This window comes from Mucilaginibacter sp. KACC 22773 (assembly GCF_028736215.1).
In the GTDB taxonomy this organism is placed as follows: domain Bacteria; phylum Bacteroidota; class Bacteroidia; order Sphingobacteriales; family Sphingobacteriaceae; genus Mucilaginibacter.
On sequence record NZ_CP117883.1, the window covers coordinates 4,453,253 to 4,469,225 of the forward strand.

At 42.9% G+C, this 15,973-nt stretch carries 14 protein-coding genes and 1 pseudogene; 6 read left to right on the forward strand and 9 right to left on the reverse strand.

All coding sequences use genetic code 11. The annotated features are described in order from the left end of the window. Positions 1–29: 29 nt before the first annotated feature. From PQ469_RS18100 to PQ469_RS18115, 4 genes are all read right to left on the reverse strand, one after another. Entirely contained in the window at positions 30–1,193 is a 1,164-nt protein-coding gene (locus tag PQ469_RS18100; protein ID WP_274208936.1) for an RsmB/NOP family class I SAM-dependent RNA methyltransferase, read from the reverse strand. Beyond that, positions 1,190–2,437 carry an ABC transporter substrate-binding protein gene (locus PQ469_RS18105; protein WP_274208937.1) on the reverse strand — a complete coding sequence of 416 codons (1,248 nt, stop codon included), beginning with the start codon at positions 2,435–2,437 and terminating at the stop codon, positions 1,190–1,192. The genes PQ469_RS18100 and PQ469_RS18105 overlap by 4 nt, the downstream gene beginning before the upstream one ends. Next, complete coding sequence (gene guaA, locus PQ469_RS18110; RefSeq protein ID WP_274208939.1) at positions 2,394–3,923, reverse strand: glutamine-hydrolyzing GMP synthase; 1,530 nt, start codon at positions 3,921–3,923, stop codon at positions 2,394–2,396. Before guaA ends, PQ469_RS18105 begins: the two co-directional genes overlap by 44 nt. Before the next feature lie 574 nt (positions 3,924–4,497). Then, positions 4,498–4,863, reverse strand: a complete 366-nt coding sequence (locus tag PQ469_RS18115; protein WP_274208940.1) for a hypothetical protein — start codon at positions 4,861–4,863, stop codon at positions 4,498–4,500. Between the two features lie 149 nt (positions 4,864–5,012). Here PQ469_RS18115 and PQ469_RS18120 point away from each other — a divergent pair, with 149 nt between their 5' ends. The 3 genes and pseudogenes from PQ469_RS18120 to PQ469_RS31410 all read left to right on the forward strand — a co-directional run bounded on the left by PQ469_RS18120 (position 5,013) and on the right by PQ469_RS31410 (position 7,503). After that, complete coding sequence (locus PQ469_RS18120; protein WP_090645614.1) at positions 5,013–5,351, forward strand: single-stranded DNA-binding protein; 339 nt, start codon at positions 5,013–5,015, stop codon at positions 5,349–5,351. Between the two features lie 1,159 nt (positions 5,352–6,510). Beyond that, positions 6,511–6,780: pseudogene (locus PQ469_RS31405) on the forward strand (PAS domain-containing protein); the annotation flags it as partial. A 105-nt stretch (positions 6,781–6,885) separates the two neighbouring features. Further along, entirely contained in the window at positions 6,886–7,503 is a 618-nt protein-coding gene (locus PQ469_RS31410) for a sensor histidine kinase (RefSeq protein ID WP_443192812.1), read from the forward strand. Between the two features lie 51 nt (positions 7,504–7,554). On the opposite strand, the gene PQ469_RS18130 is transcribed toward PQ469_RS31410, so the two are convergent. The 5 genes from PQ469_RS18130 to PQ469_RS18150 form a co-directional block, all read right to left on the reverse strand. Continuing rightward, positions 7,555–8,082, reverse strand: coding sequence for a hypothetical protein (locus PQ469_RS18130; protein ID WP_274208942.1), 528 nt, complete (start codon positions 8,080–8,082; stop codon positions 7,555–7,557). A gap of 43 nt (positions 8,083–8,125) precedes the next feature. Beyond that, complete coding sequence (locus tag PQ469_RS18135) at positions 8,126–9,583, reverse strand: PAS domain S-box protein (RefSeq protein WP_274208944.1); 1,458 nt, start codon at positions 9,581–9,583, stop codon at positions 8,126–8,128. Between the two features lie 67 nt (positions 9,584–9,650). After that, on the reverse strand, positions 9,651–10,355 hold the full coding sequence (locus PQ469_RS18140; protein WP_090645602.1) for an SDR family NAD(P)-dependent oxidoreductase: 705 nt from the start codon (positions 10,353–10,355) through the stop codon (positions 9,651–9,653). 134 nt (positions 10,356–10,489) lie between these two features. After that, positions 10,490–12,262 (reverse strand): aromatic amino acid hydroxylase, encoded by a 1,773-nt coding sequence (locus PQ469_RS18145; RefSeq protein WP_274208947.1) that lies wholly within the window; start codon positions 12,260–12,262, stop codon positions 10,490–10,492. 60 nt (positions 12,263–12,322) lie between these two features. Then, positions 12,323–13,285, reverse strand: coding sequence for a lysylphosphatidylglycerol synthase transmembrane domain-containing protein (locus tag PQ469_RS18150; RefSeq protein WP_274208948.1), 963 nt, complete (start codon positions 13,283–13,285; stop codon positions 12,323–12,325). 238 nt (positions 13,286–13,523) lie between these two features. On the opposite strand from PQ469_RS18150, the gene PQ469_RS18155 reads away from it, so the two are divergent. Genes PQ469_RS18155 through PQ469_RS18165 form a run of 3 tightly spaced genes read left to right on the forward strand, consistent with a single transcriptional unit; the run spans position 13,524 to position 15,891 of the window. Then, complete coding sequence (locus PQ469_RS18155; RefSeq protein WP_274208949.1) at positions 13,524–14,393, forward strand: carbon-nitrogen hydrolase; 870 nt, start codon at positions 13,524–13,526, stop codon at positions 14,391–14,393. 40 nt (positions 14,394–14,433) lie between these two features. Next, entirely contained in the window at positions 14,434–14,787 is a 354-nt protein-coding gene (locus PQ469_RS18160; RefSeq protein WP_274208950.1) for a four helix bundle protein, read from the forward strand. A 33-nt stretch (positions 14,788–14,820) separates the two neighbouring features. Next, entirely contained in the window at positions 14,821–15,891 is a 1,071-nt protein-coding gene (locus PQ469_RS18165; protein WP_274208951.1) for an agmatine deiminase family protein, read from the forward strand. Positions 15,892–15,973 lie beyond the last annotated feature (82 nt).

A 15,973-nucleotide genomic window follows, 5' to 3' on the forward strand; every position in this document is an offset into this window, starting at 1 on the left:
CATTTTCAAATTTTCAAATCCTCAAATTTTCAAATTGCTAAAAGCCTCGCCACAAACATCGTATCCGCCTTATGTTCATACCCCTTTAACACCTTACTTTCTTCCAGCTTCAAGCCCAACTCTTTCACCAGGTAATCAACAACATCCTCATTCTCGCCTTTAAAGGCCGAGCAGGTAATGTAAATAAGTGGCTTGCCGGGCTTAAGGTATTTCACCACGTTTTGGGCGATGCCTTTTTGCAGGCGCTGAAAGAATTCGATTTTAGCCGGCATAAACTGGGCTATCATTTCGGGGGTGCGGCCCCAGGTACCCGAGCCGCTGCAGGGGGCATCGAGGATGATCCCGTCAAACTCGTAATCGTGCAGGGTTTGATCGATATTGGTAGTAAGGTCGAGTACTTTTTTTTGGTATTTGGTTAGACCGGCTAACTGGAAGCGCTCATCCAGGTTGGCTAAAACCGATTCGCGGATATCGGATACAACCAGCTTAATATTGGGTTCGTCCTCGTGCAACAATAGCGACTTACCGCCCGATGCCGCGCAGGCATCCCACCAGTTGTCCCAGCGTTGCGGCCTAAAAAAATCGCCGGTTTGCTGCGAGGAAAGGTCCTGCACCTCGAACCAGTTTTGTTTTGCAAAGATGGTTTCGAGCCTGGTTCCGTTAGGCAAAGCGTAGCAGCCGTTGCCTTCATCTTTAAATACAACTCCAGCCTTATTCAGTTCTGCTTTAACCAGGTGGTCGTAGCCGTTGCGTACCCGGATAAACAAATCGGGCTGGCAAAAAAATGATTTCAGGAATGCATCCTTATCAATTCCCACCGAGATCTGTGACGTCCAGGGGAATACATCTTCCAGCTTAAACGCGGGGTAGGCGCTCTTTATCAGCGTAAGCTTATCATCAATAGTAAAATTAATGCAAGCCGCCCAGTCGGGCTTAAAATGCAGTAAAAACGAATTGCTTTGGGTATTGCATAAAAACTCGGCAACTATCAGGCGTTCATCGGTTGCCAGGTTGGGCAGGGCCTGCCCGAGGCGAAAGTAATTATAAACCAAACGGCTGGCTACCCGCCTGTCGGTTGAGCCCATTTGTTTGTTTTGCCTGTAAAAACCGGGTAAAAATTTACTTAAGGGCGTATCAACCGGGTACTCCCCTATTATGCGCTGAAACGTTTTAAGCTGGTTTATAGCCTTCATTCTACCTGTTTAAGCTCAAAGTTAGCATACATTAACACATTTACATGCGTATTTACCCATCCCAGTCCATTTTTCTTAATAAAATGAAACCGGTTGTGCAGGCCTACATAGTCGGTTTTATCCAATGTTGCAAAGTTATTATCAATCAATTGGCGGCCAAAGTACATCCCCTCGTCAAAGCCCTTAATGGCAAAGTCGGTAGGTTCCACATGGTACGCGCGGTGATAAACCCTAACAAATTCCATATTGGCATCCGATTTATAATCAACCTGATCGCCGGATGTAATATGGGTTTTAAGCCGCTGCAAAATATCTATCTTCAAAAAACTAAACTTTTCCCAACTGGGATGGCCAAACAGGGTTACGGGATAATGCCTGTTTAATGTATCCAGGGATTTTAACGTAACTGTCAAAAAAGCCTGGTCGGTGGCGGCTACTACAAATATATTTTGTTCCTTTTTAGATAGCTGAGGTATTAATCCACCCAACTGGCCTTTTGAAATGGTGACTATAATTACCTTAACCTTCTTATTGCTCAAACTATCCGTAGCATTTTTAAAGCCCCGTACATAATCCTGCTCCTGGCTAAAGCCCGAGCGAAGGATAAATATTTTTTTGGGTTTTAGCTTATCATTAATGTACTGCGCTGCACCAGAGCCATGGTACTCCAGGGGGGGCATTACCGTAATTAAATTATCGCTGTTGATGGTGCCCGGAGATGCAGGCGAAAGCGGTGAAACAACCGGCGACTTTGTATTAAGCACTGCTGTAAAAACTTTCATGCCATCAGGAAAAACCGGGCCAACAATCAGGTCGCTGTTTTTGATGAGGGGATTAAAGCCGAGGCTATGCGCCTGCGCGGCCTCGTCCTTTGAATCGTACAGCCGGAGTTTAAAATTGGCGCCGCCGGCTGTTAGCGAATCCAGGGCAAGTTTAAAGCCCTGGTAATATTCCACGCTCATATTGGCCTTGGTTAAGCCGGGCGAAGTATACCTGGCGCCGGGTTTCAGGTGATCTAAACCCAGCGGCAATACCATAGCTATAGTTAAAGGTTTGGAAGCAGCCGGTTTCACGGGCGGCTTTTCAGCAATCTTTGGCTTTTCGGCTTCTGCGTCAGTTGGTTTTTTAACAGGCGCTACCTGCCGCACTTTTGGCGAACATGCAGCCAGTACCAGCGCCGTTATAAAAAACAGTAACCATTTATTCCCACTCAATTGTAGCAGGTGGTTTCGAACTGATATCATATACTACCCGGTTAATTCCTTTTACGTTGTTAATGATCTCGTTACTGATCTTGGCCAGCAAATCGTACGGTAAATGGCACCAATCGGCGGTCATTCCATCCAACGATTCAACAGCACGAAGGCAAATTACATTCTCGTAAGTACGCTCATCGCCCATTACCCCTACCGATTGTACAGGTAAAAATATAGCGCCTGCCTGCCAAACCTTATCGTAAACACCGTAACTGCGTAAATTGTTGATATAAATCGCATCGGCCTCTTGTAATATAGCAACTTTTTCTGGCGTAACATCGCCCAATATCCTGATAGCCAGGCCCGGACCAGGAAACGGGTGCCTGCCTAAAATATTAGGATCGATACCTAATGCTTTGCCAACACGCCTAACTTCGTCTTTAAACAGGGTGTTTAAAGGTTCAACAACCTTCAGCTTCATAAAATCAGGCAGTCCGCCAACGTTATGGTGCGATTTAATAGTAGCCGATGGCCCTTTAACAGAAACCGATTCGATAACATCCGGGTAAATGGTACCCTGGCCAAGCCATTTTACGTCCTGCACCTCGTGCGCTGCATCATCAAAAACTTCAATAAATACACGGCCAATGGCTTTACGTTTCTTTTCGGGGTCGCTTAAGCCGGCCAGCGCATCGTAAAAGCGTTGTTTGGCATCAATGCCTTTTATATTTAAGCCCATGTGTTTGTACGAATCGAGCACCTGCTCATACTCGCCTTTACGTAGCAGGCCGTTATCAACAAAAATACAATGCAGGTTTGCACCAATAGCATGGTGCAGCAATACCGCCGCAACCGATGAATCAACGCCGCCCGATAAGCCTAAAACTACTTTATCATCGCCCAGTTTTTCTTTTAAAGCGGCAATGGTAGTTTCAATGAACGAATCGGGTGTCCAGTCCTGGTGGCAGCCGCAAATATCAACCAAAAAGTTTTGCAGCAACTGCTTGCCATCAATACTGTGGGTAACCTCGGGGTGAAACTGGATGCCGTAAGTTTGGGTGCCTGTAACCTGGTAAGCCGCAACCTTCACGGTATCGGTACTGGCAATAACCTCAAAATTATCGGCAATGCGTGCGATGGTATCCGCATGCGACATCCACACCTGCGAATTTTCGGGAATATTTTTAAACAGCGGGTTTTCGCGGTTAACGTAATCTAAATTAGCACGGCCGTATTCGCGGGTGCTCGATGCCAATACCTCGCCACCGTGAAAATGCGCCACGTACTGCGCCCCGTAACAAACCCCTAAAATTGGGCGGGTGTTATGAAATTGATCAAAATCAAAACGGGGTGCATCTTCCTGCCGTACAGAATACGGGCTGCCGGAAAGGATGATACCTTTTACGCTGCTGTCAATTTCGGGATAATGATTAAAGGGGTGGATCTCACAGTAAATATTGAGCTCCCTGACACGGCGCGCTATAAGTTGGGTGAATTGCGAGCCAAAGTCAAGAATAAGGATTTTTTCTTGCATGGGCAAAGATAGGATTTGATTTGGAATTTCGGAATTTGGATTTCGGATTTTTTTAATTGATGATTTTTGTCTGAACCGGAGGTTGTCTGAACCGGAATTTTCAGAATTAAAGAATGAACAGAATTTAATTCGAAAAATTCCGCTAATTCGACAAATTCCTGTTCAGACAAAATCATCCGCACACCTGAAATCTGCTTTTCTCCTCATCAAAAAATCTTGATACTTGATACTAACTACTTGATACTAAATCTATGGTGTTGCCTGCGGCCCGGGCTTTACACTCATACTGCACAGGCCTTAACCACATTGGCCGGTATCCGTTTCAATCCCTAACACTTAGATCAATCCTCTTATGAACTTAAGTTCCAACTATTTAGTGTTGTTTTTATATCTTAAATTAAAAACGTAAAGACACACTAATAAGACAATTACAGTTCCTATGGCATATACAAAAGTCAGGTCCGTTTTTAATGGAATATTATGCCCGCTTCCGTGAAATAGCATCCAAAAAAATAATAAAAACATCAACGCAATAGACAACAACACCCTGGCTATCTTTATAATTATTTTCATATTATTCTCGCTCCCCTTCCCTCTTCACCAACAACACCTCATCCCCATCCAATAACAAATATCCATATTCATAGCAAAACATATAAGTCGACCCTGTTTTGGTTTGATAGATACTGGTGATATGGTCAAAATCAAAACCTTTAGCCGTCATTTTTTTTCGGGTGGTTTTGGTTTTGCCGGTTGGGTTTAGCTCCTCCAGCACGCGGCGGTTGCGCCGTAATATGTTATTGATATTGCGCACCAGGTTATAGCTGTTGCTGTTGAGCTGGTTGTTATAATTGTTGCGGCATAGGTCGTTACAGAATTTTTTATCGGCCCGGCCGTGCAGAGGTTCGCCGCAATCCAAACAGTTTCTTTCCTGGTTCATGTGATAAAGTTAGATAATTATTTATCCGTTTGCAAACGCTTACAAATGGATACTATCGACTGTAAACGGTTATTATCCGGTTAAATTTTCGGGGTAGCTGCACCTTTGTATCGTTATCAAAACAAACAGTAACATTAAAAAATAAAACGATGAACACATTAAGAAACAGTGTACGCCTTGTAGGCAACTTAGGTATGGACCCGGAAGTAAAAACTTTTGACAGCGATAAAAAAATGGTGCGGTTATCCCTTGCCACCAACGAAAGTTATAAAAATGACAAAGGCGAAAAAATAACCGATACTACCTGGCACAACCTGGTCTTCTGGAACGCCACAGCCAAACGTGCCGAAGATTTACTCAAAAAAGGCGATGAAGTAGCTATTGAGGGTAAACTGGCTAACCGCAATTACGTGGATAAAGACGGCATTAAACGCTACGTATCTGAAATTGTGGTAAACGACTTTTTAAAAGTAGGTGCGAAAGGCTGAAGAGTAAAAACCGTAAACCAACCCCAGGCGGCCGAAGATCCCAAAGCGCCTGATGCAAGTATTGATGAAGAGAAAGCCAGGGAAGTAAAAAAGGTTTCGGGTAGGTGGTTTGTTGCACCGGTAAATAAAGACGATGAGAAATGAGGGGCTTGTAGTCAATTACATCCATTTACCCATGACGCCGGATTGGGAAAAAACTTATGGTTTTTTCCCGTTCCGGCCGATTGTAAGAGGTGTGTATTATTGATGTCTTTCGCATACAGGCTCAAGAAAAGGCGCTGGTTTTCTTAACGTCTTGCGCCAAAAATAAGTTACCTTTTTACAGAAATGGCCTTATTCGTATTTTAAATATCTCAAATAACATTTCCCTATATTATAGGCCACGCTAATAAGTGGCTTTGGGTTTTGAATAGTATATTTGAGTCCAATTATATCTACCCGTATGGATGCCGGACAAGCCCACATGTTTGAAACTGTATTTAATCAGATTGGTTTCCCAATGACTATTATTGAACCCAACATACCGCGGTTTACAATAATAGCTATGAATGAGGCGCGGATAAATGCAACCGCTATGCCCGCAGATGCAATGATTGGCAAGGATACGTTTGATGTTTTTAAACCCTGGGACAAAAACAGCGAAGAACAATTAAGCCTGCTAAAAAATGGGCTCATTGAAGCCGTAGAACAAAAAAAACACGTTAAGCTCCCATTGCTTTATTTCGAAATTCCTGTTCCAGGGGGTACTACCGTTCAGGGTTGGGCGCAAACCGAACTTACGCCAATTTTTGATAGCGAAGGCAAGGTAGCATACCTGCTAAGTATTGCCAAAAATGTAACGGAACAGGAGTTAAATAAACTGGCCCTGGCAGAATCAAGGAAAAAAGAATTGGAGATGGCCGAAGAACTTGCCAACGCCAATAATGAATTGCAAAACTTTAATGAAGAGCTACGGGCTGTAAATGAAGAATTGGCTTGCACCAACGAAGAACTTGCCGTTACAAACGAACAGTTATTTACATCAAATGAACTGTTGGAACAATCGCGCGAAAGCTTGCAAGTGCTTAATACCGAATTGGAAGACCGTATTTTAAAGCGTACCAAGGCTTTGGCCGATAGTGAAACCCGTTTTAGGACCATGTTTGAAACCATATCGCAAATGGCATGGACCGTTGATAATAACGCGGAGGCAACTTTTTTTAACAAAAGATGGTACGACTATACCGGCCTCGATTTTGAAGCCAGTAAAGGATATGGCTGGAAAGAAGCGATGCATCCTGACGATGTGGAAGCAGCCCTTAACAAATTCAGGGATATGCAATTGGGCTTAAGTGATGGTGGCGGTTTCGAAAACAGGATTAAAGGTACCGACGGGGAATTTCGCTGGCATTTAACCAGGATGGTACCGGTTAAAAACGAAGAAGGCGAAACAGAAATGTGGATTGGCACAGCAACCGAAATAAACCAGCTTAAGGAGCTGCAACAGCAAAAAGACGACTTTATTAGCATTGCCAGTCATGAGCTTAAAACCCCTATGACCAGCCTGAAAGGTTCTTTGCAATTATTGGAGCGGTTGGTTAACAATCTTACTTCGCCCATGCTGCCTAAGCTGATAGCCCAATCAAGCAGGAGTATGCATAAAATAACAGCCCTTGTTGAAGATCTGTTAAACTTAAGCAGAATAAACCAGGACCGCCTGCAATTGACCAAATCGGCCTTTGTACTTTCAAAAATAGTAAGCGCCGGCAGCAGCGAAATACGGCTGGCCGAAGAATATAAAACAATAGTAACAGGTGATCTTGAACTGGAGGTATTTGCCGACGAGCACCAGATTGACCAGGTGTTGGTAAACTTTATTAACAACGCGGTAAAATACGCCCCCCGCTCAAAAGATATTATTGTATCGATTGAAAAAATAAACGATATGGCCAGGGTTAGCGTAACAGATAAAGGGCCTGGTATCCGGCCGGAAGAAGCAAAGCGCATTTTTGAGCGCTATTACCGGGTTGAAACAGCCGGCTTTCAAACAGGAGGATTAGGCTTAGGGTTGTACATCAGCGCCGAGATTATTAAAAAACATGAAGGGCAGATAGGCGTTGAAAGCGAACCGGGAAAAGGGAGCACTTTTTGGTTTACTATTCCGATAGCCTGAAATGGCTCCTCACTGATTTTTTGAAGTTTATTAGTTACTATACAAACCGTTTCAAGGTTGTTTTGTCAATATAGCATAATAATCCCGGCCAATTGTCCTGTAAAACCTATATTTAAACTTGACCCGAAAGGAATTTACTTTAAAGGAAAGTGAGTTGTTTTGCCAGTTGATGTCGAACTTTTTTTTTCCATTAAGATGATAATAAAAAGGTTGCGAAACTTTACTATGAAGCATTGGTGGATTATTTTCAATCGTTTTTCTGTAATCTTCATCCAAAGCACTCTTAGGATAATACCCAATTTCAATTATAGTACGCTCGTTTGAAGCTTTATAAACAAACAGGTTAATATCATAAAGGTCGGGATACAACGTTAACATCTGAGGCATAATATCGGCTAAATATTGCGGCTCCATTTTATCGTATCTAGCTTTCGAAACCTTACCTCGTACGCCAAATTCCTCTTCCCGTTCTTTAAGGTTACTAATAATATATAAACAATTATCAGATATCGTATTCCATGCCAAATCACGGGCCATGCCAAGCAAACTAACCGTAGCTTCGGCTAAATGTTTTTGCAACGTATTTTTAGTAATTATTTTCCTATAGAACATTTGATATGGTTTACCTTCCTCCTTTTACTTCTTCGCCATACATCTCTGTATCATTAACCCGCATATAAACGGTTTTTTCGACAATATTGTGAATCACTTCGTCCAGTTCACGAGCAGTGGTATCAAGGTGGGTAACTATTTCTTTATTCAAAGGATTTAGCATATCATCCCGATCGAATAAATTGACAAGACCGAGGATGGTAGCCACCGGCCGCCTGAGTTCATGCGAGCTTATATTAGCTATCGAGTGTAGCCGGTTGTTTTGATCCAGTATATTTTCCTCGTTTCTTTTGCTTTCTATCAAAACCCGCAAAATATTTACGGTGCGCCCAATCAATTGAAGTTCGCTATCATTGGGTTCACGTACACAGTTATAATAAATACCAAACACCGCCAAAACTTTTGATCCTTTTGAACTGATAACCGGGGTAGACCAACATGCTTTTAATCCAAACTGTTTAGCCAGGCCGGCATAATCGGCCCAAAGAAAATCATTTTCAATATCGGTTACTATAACCTGCCTCCTATGAAACACCGCTGTACCACATGAACCAACATGTGGGCCTACCGATAGGTTTTCAATTGCATCACAATAAGCTTTAGGTAGCTGCGGGGCAGCAAGATTATGTAATTTTTCCTGCGCATCATCAACCTCCAAAACCGAGCATATCATTTCCGGAAAAATACCTTCAATTCCCATTAATAATTCGTTGGTTGTTTGCGCAAGGGTGTATCTTGATGCAGTATTTAACTCTAACACCTTCTTTTCCAGGGTTAAAACCCATTGCTGGATCATAATTTCGGTAATGTCCCGGATAAAAACGGCCAACTTATTATCGTATGGATATACATTCATACGCAACCACGAGTTGGAAAATGAATTTAAATACTGTACCTGTAATGATTGTTTCCTGGCCAGCGACCGCTGAAATTCGTCGGTTACCCTGGGTGTTAAACCGAGGCTTTCGATCTCCGTAAGCCTCGATAAGGAGACCTGGCCTGCATCTAAATTGGTCATTGCCAGGAAAGCCGGATTAAAAGCCAAAACATTCCACCCTGCATCAAGTACAATAAAACCTTCGTTAAGACTTTGGATGGTATGTTGCACTATATCATCGCTTACAGCGTCAACAATGCCGATAACAGGGCTCCCTGTTGAATAAATAAGGTTGTCGTCGTTAAGCAGGATAGACCAGGTAACGTTGTAATAACAACCGTCCTTGGCTTTAACACGGCTTTGATACCCTATTAGTTTTTTATCCGCAACCAACCTGGCAACTGATTCTTCTTTGCGTTCCTTATCGGCCGGGTGGCATATGTCGGCAATATTTATTCCAGCCAGTTCGGCTTCAGTATAATTAAATAAATGTTGGAAAGCCGGGTTAGTGTGCAATATTACACCGCTCATATCCATTACAAAAAATATATCTTTTGAATGCGTAAAAAAGGATATGAATCTTGTATCCATAGCAGATGATTATGGCATATTTTACTATATCTAAGTTATAAAATATTTATAATAATCAAATATTAATTTAGGGCGTACTCACCGCAACGGGCAAAACTTTACCATTGAAAAACCTATGGCCGGTAAGCGCAAAATCGGCAACATATTTCCCCATTTCAAATGCCAAAACAGGCGATTCATAACCTGGAAAAGCCTTTTCCAGCATTTCGGTTTGTGCCGATCCTAATGCCAGGCAATTCACTTTAATATCCTGGCCGGCCAGTTCCTGGGCCAGGCACTCGGTTAAAGTGTGTAATGCCGATTTACTTGCCGAATAAGCCGCCAGGCCCGGAAACTTAGCGCTGCCCTGGTAGCCGCCCATGCTACCAATATTTACAATATGACCGCCCCCTGGTACCAGGGGCAATAAAGCTTGTATTATGCGCACGTGTCCTATAAAATTACTTTGCAGCATTTCTACAAAATCAGTTTCCTGCAATTCCATAAACGGCTTATTGATGAGTACGCCGGCATTGTTAATTAAAATATCAACCCGGTTATCAAAGTTGGCTTTAATAAACTGAAGCAGGCCTTCGTAATCATCGTGTACGATATCAAATGTAAGCGCGTACAACTGGCAATCGGGGTTAAGGCCATTGGCTATTTCCAGCAAACGCTCCAGTTTATCCTGCGATCGCGCAAGGGCTATTACTTTATGATTACCGGATAGTATCAATTCAATTACAGCTTCAAATCCTACGCCGCTGCTGGCGCCTGTTATAATGATATTCATAAGTTAAGCCCCCTAACCCCCTGAAGGGGGAACGATAGTTTGATATAAAATGAGTTATTTGCAGCACTGATTACCGGGCGCAAACCATCCTTTATTACTTTGCGGCATCAACACCGATAGCAATAAAACCCGGCCTAAAATACCAATTTTTGCTCAACCGGATGTGCTATCAGGTAAAAACCATCGTCAATCAGTTTTTTTAGCTCGGGCTGATCTTTTGCTTTTTGTTGCAGAAAATTCCGGATGTCGGATGCTAATAGTGGCTCAATATCCTCATGCTCCAAAAGTTCCAGTATTTCCAGGGCACAAAGCCAGTCGTCATGATGGTCTTTTTGCAGTTTGAGCCAAACATTACCTAAAAAACCATAATCGCCTTGTTTTTGGCGGCAATCCCGAACCTGTTTGTAAAGCTTATGAAGTTCTTTACTTTTAAAATCATATTCCACATGATGGGTTGCCGTTTTTGATTTATAAACAGCCTCCTCAAAAGCTTCTTTATCGGCAGCGCCGCAAAACACCGAGGTTACATGTTGGCCAACAGCCATATCATAAACACCCCATGATGGGTCGAACAGTATTGTATCGTTGTGGTCGGTTACCGTACAGTCTGCAAAAGTAATGAGGCTCGTTTTGCCTTCATTTTCCAGTATGCCTTTTACTTTCCCTTTCACAGTAATACCGCTTTCAAAATTCAGCACCGCGTTTTGGTTTATGCTGATGCCGATACTTTCCAATTCGGCAACGTCCCAATCTTCAATCGGGCCAAAGTTTTTCAGCTTGCCAACCGGTGAGCTAAAGCCGTTACGATGATAGGTTTTGCCATGCCCCTTTAGCTGTTTATTATTTACTGCCAAAGCAGCAGGCTCGGTGATTTTAATAAAACAGGGCTGGCCGTCTCTATCCAACTTAAATTCGGTAACGGTGCCGGAAACCTGCAGGCCAGAGCTATAAACTACGGTGCAGGTATTTTTACTTTCGACAGCCTTGCCTAAACCATAAGCACCGCCCCGGCGGAACGCCATGGTATTGGCAAACTGCTCCAATACATCTATCAGGTTTTGGAAAGTTGGCGTTACAAAAAGCTGCGGCTGTGTTTTGGTAATATCATAACTATAGTTTACGGCATCTATGGTATACCAAAGCTTTTTAACGCCGGCCGTCATACAGCTGGCACTCTCGCCTATTGACGATAGCAGGCCGGCCCCGTATATTTTCGGGTTTTCGAGTGTACCAATCAGGCCATATTCTACCGTCCACCAATGCAGGCGGCTTAGCAGCGCCATTTCTGATGGTTCGCCCATGTTTTCCTGCCTGTAGGCCAATAACTCTTCGGCCTTTTTGATCTGCTCGGGGTCTGCATCCGGCATTTCTTTTAATATCGATAAAGCCCTTATGGCTTCATAAAGTTCAAAATCCTGTGCCGAAAACATAGCCTTTGCCCCTATCGACCCAAAATAGCTCAAATATTCGTGGTAATCCTTATCGGCAATAATTGGCGCATGCCCTGCCGATTCGTGTATAATATCGGGTGCCGGTGTATACTCAATATGTCGCGATTGCCGGATATCGGCAGCAATAACCAGCACCCTGCAGGCCTGGTATTCCATGAAGGCCGCAGGCGGTATAAAACCATCAACGGTAACGGCTCCCCAGCCTATTTTAGCCAGAGCATCGTTCATTTCCTGCAAATCGGGAATCCGTTCGATGGTAAGGCCGGCTTTGGTTAAACCGGGGATGTAAGGATAGTAGGCTACATCCTTAAGATAGCTATAATTTTGCCGCATTACATAGCGCCAAACCGCGTGGTCAATAGGCGTGTAATGCTCGTAATGTTGGTCGACTATAAATTGTTTTAAATGACCGGGCAATGCCGCAACCTGCGGATTATTAAAATCATTAAAGTTCATTTACGTTTAATTGGTTTAAAACAGAACGTAAAATTAGCTAATTAGGTTTACCCGCAAACTTTATTTTTCGGCAGCGGATTTATTCTCATCAACGGTTTCGCCCTCAAAAATTGATTTGTCTAACCCTTTTTCCAAACGCGCCGGACGGATCACATAATAAACCCCGAACAAGGCTACCAATAGTGATATGAGGTAAAAAGAGGATGGCAAAAATACGGCAAGCCCTTTATCCATAGGGAAAATATCCGATAATTTGGTAAATATGGCTTCACGCGCACCGGCGCCGCCAACAGTAATTGGCAGGATAGATGCCAGGGCCGATATCAAAAACGACAACAGGTAAGGCGAGTACTTGCCGGTAAAGTCCTGGCCAATCATTACGCAAATAATGGCTAATAACTGCATACCCTGTACTATCAGCGCTTTTAAATGCGCCTGGAAAAAATAAGTGGTGTATTCTCTAAAAAACTTGTAGGCTACAAAATAATAAATAGCCGATGCAGCAAAGAAGATACTACCAGGGATGGCAATATGAATATCAATTTGCGGAATTAAAAAGATAAGTCCCACAGTTATTAAACCTATTGCCCAAAGGCCGCTTAACCTATCAAACATTATGGCCCAAAACAGCTTTTTTCCGGGAACTTTGTGAGCCTTATTTAATATAAATATTTTGTAGCCATCGCCACCGATACCGCCGGGTAACAGCATGTTATAAAACAGGCCAAGGAAGTATAACCGTAAATTATACCAGGGATTTAAATTTAATTTTATCGATTTAAAAAAGCTAAGCAAACGCCATGATGAAGCCAACATAGAGCAGAAGTAACAAATAACGGCAACCAGCATCCACCAATAATTGGCATGCAGCAGCCTGTCTTTTACCTTGCTAAAATCTACCTTGGTAAAAACCCAGTAAAGTAATCCCGATGTAACTGCAATTTTAAGCACTAATTTGGCAGCGTTCCACAGCTGCTGCTTAAAGGTTTTGGGAGCGGGTATTTCTTGTTCGTTTACTGCCATGTGCCGCAAAGCTATGTGTATTTTTTTATTTAGCTAAATTTGAATTGTGATTTAACAAATGCTGCCACTAATATTTTACAAAATTAAAAACCAATATTAACTAACCTGCATTAGCTTGTTAAGGCACTGTAATCAATTATAACCTCAGCGTAATAACAGTTTCAAATAAGTGTAATCAATAACATAAATCGGCGCAATCCTGATTTCAATTGTTATTTTTGCGCAAATTTTTATAGGTATGAACAAAGTAAAAGTTGGCATTGTGCAAATGAGCTGTACTGCAGATAAGCAGCAGAACCTGCAAAAGGCTATTGTTAAAGTAAGGGAAGCAGCTGCCAAAGGTGCGCAGATTGTTTGCTTACAGGAACTATTTACCTCGCTTTATTTTTGCGATGTAGAAGATTACGACAACTTTAAACTGGCCGAAGCTATCCCCGGCCCATCAACCGATGAACTGTCAAAAGTTGCTGCTGAGTTAAACGTAGTAATCATTGCATCGCTTTTTGAGAAGCGTGCACAAGGTGTATATCACAATACAACAGCTGTATTGGATGCCGACGGCGGCTACCTTGGCAAATACCGCAAAATGCATATTCCCGATGATCCGGGTTTTTACGAAAAATTTTACTTTACCCCCGGCGACCTGGGCTATAAAGTTTTCAATACCAAATACGGGCGTTTAGGTGTATTGATCTGCTGGGACCAGTGGTACCCTGAAGCAGCACGCATTACTGCGTTGATGGGTGCCGATATCCTGTTTTATCCAACAGCCATTGGCTGGGCCACCATCCAGGACGAGGCTACAAATATTGAACAATACAACGCATGGCAAACCATCCAGCGCTCGCACGCTGTTGCCAATGGCATACACGTTGTGAGCATCAACCGCGTAGGCGAAGAAGCCGGCGTAAAATTCTGGGGCGGATCATTTTTTGCCAATCCGTTTGGCGCCATTATCCATCAAACATCACACGACCAGGAAGAAGTTGTAGTACAGGAGTTGGATTTAGATAAATCTGATTACTATAGAAGCCACTGGCCTTTTTTACGCGACAGAAGGATTGACAGCTACCAGCCGATAACAAAACGTTTATTAGACGAGGATTAATTGGTCGATAGTCCATGGACAATGGACCATAGCAAAAGCAATGGCATTTAAATTCGAAAATCTTCAGGTTTGGCAAAAGGCATTAGAGTTAACTGATGAGATTAATACGCTAACCAAAAACAACTTTCCAAAAGAAGAATTATTTATATTAACTTCTCAAATAAAAAGAGCGGCAGATTCTGTTGTACTTAATATTGCGGAAGGATGTACGGGACAAACAAATGCTGTTTTTAGCACCTTCCTTGGTTATTCGTTAAGGTCAGCAATAGAAGTTGTAGCTTGCTTATTTATCGCAAAAAGAAGAAACATTATCAAGGAAGATGACTTTGATAAATTATATAACGAATATCAGTCGTTATGTAAAATGATAACGTCGTTAAGAAAAACATTATAGCATATTCCTACCATGGACTATGGACAATCGACTATGGACTATAAAAAAATTTCTACTATACAAACTCCTGCTTCGCTTGGCTTTCATTTCCCAGCCGAGTGGGCACCACATACTGCCACCTGGTTGAGCTGGCCGCACAAGGAAGCCTCATGGCCTGGTAAAATAGACTTGATCTATCCAGCCTACATTGAATTCATTAAAGTACTTACCAAGGGCGAATTAGTACGCATTAACGTGGTTGATGAAAACATGAAAGCCTCGGTAGCCTTCCAGCTGCAAAATGCGGGGGTGGATATGAGCAAAATTGAGTTATTTGAATTTGCTACCAACGATGCCTGGTGCCGCGATCACGGGCCGGCGTTTTTGATAAACCCGGATACCAAACAAAAAGCCATTGTTGACTGGGGCTATAACGCCTGGGGTGGTAAATATCCGCCGTTTGATCTGGATGATGTAATCCCTACTAAAATTGGGCAACACTTTGGCTTGCCGGTATTTAATCCCGGGATTGTCATGGAAGGCGGCTCTGTCGATTTTAATGGCAAAGGCACTATTTTAACAACCACTGCCTGCCTTCTCAACAAAAACCGCAACCCACACCTTAACCAGGAGAAAATTGAAGGCTACCTGCGTAACTATTACGGTGCCGAACAAATTTTATGGTTGGGAGATGGTATTGTTGGCGATGATACCGATGGCCATATCGACGATATTACCCGTTTTGTAAATGAAGATACTGTTGTTACCGTTGTTGAAGAAAATAAAAACGACGATAACTACTATCTTCTGCAAGAAAACCTTGAAGCACTTAAAACGATGCGCCTGCTTAACGGCAAACAACTTAACGTGGTTGAGCTGCCGATGCCCGATGAAGTGATTTACGAAGACACCCGTTTGCCTGCATCGTACGCTAATTTTTACATTGCTAACTCGGCGGTGGTAGTACCTACTTATCATTCAGCAAATGATGATAAAGCGTTGCAGATCATCCAGCAATGTTTTCCCGGCCGCGAAGTTGTGGGGATTGATTCGACAGATATTATCTGGGGGCTGGGTAGCTTCCATTGCTTAAGCCAGCAGGAGCCAAGCCCCCCAGCCCCCTGAAGGGGGCGTTTTTGATATGCAAGTGTGCAGATTACAGATGTGGAGATGATAAAAAACAGAAACGCCTGACTTTTTGAGCCAG